Raw genomic sequence first — 4420 nt, 5'->3', positions numbered from 1 at the left:
GTCTTTGTGTCTTTGTGGCTACTTTGTGCTCTCTGTGGTTACATCTATTAATACTTCATTATTTCGGTGTCCTTAACTTCAACAGAACTAATTTGCCTGTAAAGATTTATTATAATTGACACCGCCAAAGCAGTCTCCGCAGCAGCCACGGCAATAATAAAAATGGAGAACAAAACACCTTGAAGCATATCTGGATATAAATATTTATTGATAACAACAAAGTTTATCACAGATGCATTTAAGATGAGTTCTATTGAAATTAAAACTGAGATTAAGTTTTTTCTTGTGATGAAACCGTAAACCCCAATAAAAAACAAGATGGAAGTGACGGTTAATAGTTCGTAAATGCTAACTCCAAAAATCATATTGTTTCATCATTTTTATCGGTTAGTTTTTTTCCTTTTGCAATAACTATGGCGCCAACCATCGCTGCTAATAAAAGCAAGCTTATGACTTCGAATGGAAGAATAAATCCGCCATCTTCGTAGCTCAATAATTTTGAACCTATATCTGCGGTTGAAGTGGTTTTTGCATTCTCTATTACATTAAAATTATGATGGTAAATGGTATATAGAAAAACACCTAAACCAAGTAAACAAGCCATTGCAGTAATTAATTGTCTGGAGCGTTTTGCAATTTCCAATTCCATTTCGATATGATGGACTAATAGCACCGAGAATATGATAAGAACAATAATTCCTCCAGCATAAACGGTTAACTGAATGGCTGCTAGAAAATTATAATCTATTAAAAAGTATATTCCTGCAATGCCACAAAGCACAAACAATAGGTAAATAACGGATCGTAACATTTTTTTGCTTGTTACAGATGCTATGGCAAATACTATAATAATAATTGCCAATATGTAAAAGATATATTTTTCCATTTGTTAATCTTCTATTCCTGCTTTAACCTTAGAATCCGGTCTATTTAAAACTTTTGTGAGTTTTGTTCTGTCGTAAACGGAGTTCTCATAATTTTGAGCCCAAACAATAGCATCGGTTGGACACGCTTCGATACACAAACCACACATAGTACAAAGCCCTAAATGATAAATATGTTTATCTATTTTCTTTTTCTTTTTGCCAGTGGTTTCATCAATGCCTCTATCCCATATAATTTCAATACTACCATTAGGGCAAGCAATTTCACATTTCTGACAACCAGTACATGTATGTTCGTTATGTTCGTCATGCGGCATTACAACCTCGCCTCTAAATCGCTCAAACATTTTTAAGGTGTCCCTGTTGTCTGGGTATTGTTGTGTGATAGCTCCTTTTCTGGAAGTTAAAAAGTACTTTCCTGTAACACTCATGCCAGTAAGCAGTGTTTTCATTCCTTTATATATATCTGAAAAATAGCTCATACTTTTTTAAAATTTTCAAAAATAAAATAACAAATTCCAAATCCTTTATTTATCAATTCTTTCTAAATTATTCATTTATTAATTATTCAGTCGATAGTTTTTTTCAAACTGCCAACTGAATACTGATTACTGCCAACTTATGGTGAGGTTCAACCAAACAATTATTGCCATTATGACGATATTTACCAAGTTAATAGGTAACAAATATTTCCATTCTAAGGTGAGTAATTGATCAACTCTTAATCTTGGAAATGTCCATCTAAACCACATCATCAAGAACACTAATACCAATGTTTTTCCTAAAAACCAAAACACACCCAACCATGGAATAGATTCTGTGATTCCGAAAGGCGATAACCAAGCGCCAAAAAAGATGGTAGTTGCGATGGCAGCAATAATAAACATGTTTATAAACTCCGCTAAAAAGAAATAAGCGAATTTCATTCCTGAATATTCTGTATGGAAACCTGCTCCAAGTTCAGATTCTGCCTCAACCATATCAAAAGGTGCTCTGTTTGTTTCGGCGGTTCCTGCAATCATATAAATCATAAAAGCAATAATTGCAGGAATATGACCTTGAACAATTAGCCACCCATTTTTTTGTACTTCAACTATTTCAGAAAGTTGCAAACTTCCTGTAATTAATATCATGGTTAAAAGCGATAAACCTATTGAAAGTTCATAACTAATAGTTTGAACCCCGCAACGCATAGCGCCTATTAGGGCAAATTTATTATTACTACTCCATCCACCCAATAAAACTCCAATCACTCCAATGGAGGAAATGGCTATCAAAAAGAAAATGCCAATATTAATATCAAATGCCTGAAAATTTTGGGTAAAAGGAAAAACAGCCAGAGCCATTAATGATGATATTATTACAAAATAAGGTGCTAAATTGTATAAAAACCTATCGGCTTTATCCGTACCTGTCAACTCTTTTGAAACCAGTTTTAAGGCATCTGCCATGGTTTGCAACAATCCTAAAGGGCCAACTCTATTGGGGCCAATACGCAATTGAAACCAAGCGGCTACTTTACGTTCAAGAAGCACTAAATATAATCCGGCAACGGCAAAAATTCCTAAATAAATTAAAGCAACTAAAACCAAGGCAACAATACTTGCGACGCTTTCTGGCATCATGCTAGCCAGCCAATCTTGTATGTTTTCAGTTATATTCATATTATCTATCAATATCTGGTATTACGAGATCTAAGGTTGCCATACTTGCCACTAAATCTCCAATTTTTCCGCCTACGGCGATATGATTTAATAATGACAAGTTTGAAAACCCTGGTGACCGGAATTTAAGTCGATATGGGTTTTTTGTCCCTGTACTTATTACATAAACTCCAAGCTCGCCTCTTGCCGTTTCAACACGTTGATAAAATTCACCCTTAGGTAATTTAATCACTACTTTGGTTACCACTTTATGCTCGCCTTCAGGAATATTATCAATTAATTGTTCGATTATTGTCATCGACTCCCACATTTCTTGAATTCTAACTTGATAACGTGCAAAGGTATCGCCTTCCATTTTTAAAGCCTCCTTAAAATCAACACGGTCGTATGCGCTATACGGATGGTGTTTTCTCACATCGCAAGAGTATCCTGAACCTCGACCTACTGGACCGGAAGCTCCAAATGAAATAGCATCTTCTTTAGATAAAATACCAACCCCTTTTGTTCTTTTTTGAAATATAACATTACCCGTTAATAGCGTATCGTATTCTGGAAGTTTCGCCCTAAAATGAGTGATGAATTCCTTCGTTCTTTTTACAAAATTTGGATGAATATCGAACATCAGCCCTCCAGGAATATTATAATTCATGGTTAATCGTGCACCACAGGTTTCCTCGAAAATATCATTAATCATTTCACGATCTCTAAAGCCATAAAAATACGTTGTTAGTGCGCCAACATCCATCCCCATAACGCCCCACCATAAACAATGGGATGCTATTCGAGTAAGCTCGCTTAAAATGGTTCTGACTACTTTTACACGTTCAGGAACTTCAATTTCAAGCGCATTTTCAACCACTAAGCAAACGGCTTCATTATTAATATGCGATGATAAATAATCCATTCTGTCTGTTAAATGAACTATTTGTTGATAACTGTCACGTTCACACATTTTTTCGATGGAACGATGGATATATCCTAAATCTGGTTCTACTTTTTTAATGATTTCACCATCAATAGTTAATATAAGCCTTAACACACCATGTGTGGCAGGGTGCTGAGGCCCCATATTAATAAAATATTCTTCAGATTTAAAATTGTTATTAATAGTTACCGTTTCCATATTCACTTATTTAATAACCATATTAATATCATCTACATAATCTTTTCTTAAAGGAAACCCTTCCCATTCTTCTGTTAAAAATAACCGCTTTAAGTTTGGGTGATTGCTAAATTTTATTCCGAAAAAATCAAAAACTTCTCGCTCATGAAACTCTGCAGTTTTCCATATATTACAAACGGTATCGAACATTGGGTTTTCTCGGTCTTCGGTTTTTACTTTTACAACGATAGTATGCCGATGTATAGTAGATTCCAAATGATAGACGACACCTAATTCTGGTTCCCAATCAACACCACTTAAACAGAATAAATAGTCGAAGTTAGTTTCGCTATTACTCTTTAATTGTGACATTAATCGATGTAATAGCTCAGGCTGTACAGTAATATTTAAAAATTGACAACTTTCTTTCGTAAATTCTAAAAGGCTGGGATTAACAGGTTCTTCAGTTTTTGTGCTTTCTACCAAACCTTCTTCGGTTTCAGAAATAGTTGCAACTTCAGAAACGTTTCCAGCTTCAGGATTTGGAAACCAACTACCAATTATATTTTGTAAATCTTCGTTGTTCATTTTATTGACTGTTAGTCTATTATCTTTCGTCTTTTCTCTTTATTCTTTTGTCATAATTTTGATAACACCCTCCTTAATCCTTCCTCAAGGGAGGAATGGTAATTCAGCATTTATAATTCATTAAAGCCCTTCATCAAATCCATCAATAGGATTTTCTTTATGCTTCATGTTTTCCGTTCTAA

Annotated in this window: 6 protein-coding genes; all 6 read right to left on the bottom strand. The window is 34.5% G+C overall.

From position 1 onward, the window contains the following. Positions 1-47 precede the first annotated feature (47 nt). The 6 genes from nuoK to AAC024_RS15670 all read right to left on the bottom strand — a co-directional run bounded on the left by nuoK (position 48) and on the right by AAC024_RS15670 (position 4238). The gene (nuoK, locus tag AAC024_RS15695) at positions 48-365 is read right to left on the bottom strand and encodes an NADH-quinone oxidoreductase subunit NuoK (protein WP_339896434.1); all 318 of its coding nucleotides are present in this window, start codon (positions 363-365) and stop codon (positions 48-50) included. Beyond that, a complete protein-coding gene (locus AAC024_RS15690) occupies positions 362-886 on the bottom strand; it encodes an NADH-quinone oxidoreductase subunit J (RefSeq protein ID WP_339896433.1) in 525 nt (174 codons plus the stop codon). Before AAC024_RS15690 ends, nuoK begins: the two co-directional genes overlap by 4 nt. Positions 887-889: 3 nt before the next feature. Continuing rightward, positions 890-1366 (bottom strand): 4Fe-4S binding protein, encoded by a 477-nt coding sequence (locus tag AAC024_RS15685; RefSeq protein WP_339896432.1) that lies wholly within the window; start codon positions 1364-1366, stop codon positions 890-892. 126 nt (positions 1367-1492) lie between these two features. Then, complete coding sequence (gene nuoH / locus AAC024_RS15680; RefSeq protein ID WP_339896431.1) at positions 1493-2548, bottom strand: NADH-quinone oxidoreductase subunit NuoH; 1056 nt, start codon at positions 2546-2548, stop codon at positions 1493-1495. 1 nt (position 2549) lies between these two features. Continuing rightward, complete coding sequence (locus AAC024_RS15675; RefSeq protein ID WP_339896430.1) at positions 2550-3671, bottom strand: NADH-quinone oxidoreductase subunit D; 1122 nt, start codon at positions 3669-3671, stop codon at positions 2550-2552. 6 nt (positions 3672-3677) lie between these two features. Beyond that, positions 3678-4238 carry an NADH-quinone oxidoreductase subunit C gene (locus AAC024_RS15670; protein WP_339896429.1) on the bottom strand — a complete coding sequence of 187 codons (561 nt, stop codon included), beginning with the start codon at positions 4236-4238 and terminating at the stop codon, positions 3678-3680. Positions 4239-4420 lie beyond the last annotated feature (182 nt).

Origin of the sequence: uncultured Algibacter sp. (assembly GCF_963976535.1) — a bacterium.
Taxonomy (GTDB): Bacteria; Bacteroidota; Bacteroidia; order Flavobacteriales; family Flavobacteriaceae; genus Algibacter_B.
Note: the sequence above shows the minus strand (reverse complement) of the source record. Positions and strands in the feature narration are given on the sequence as shown.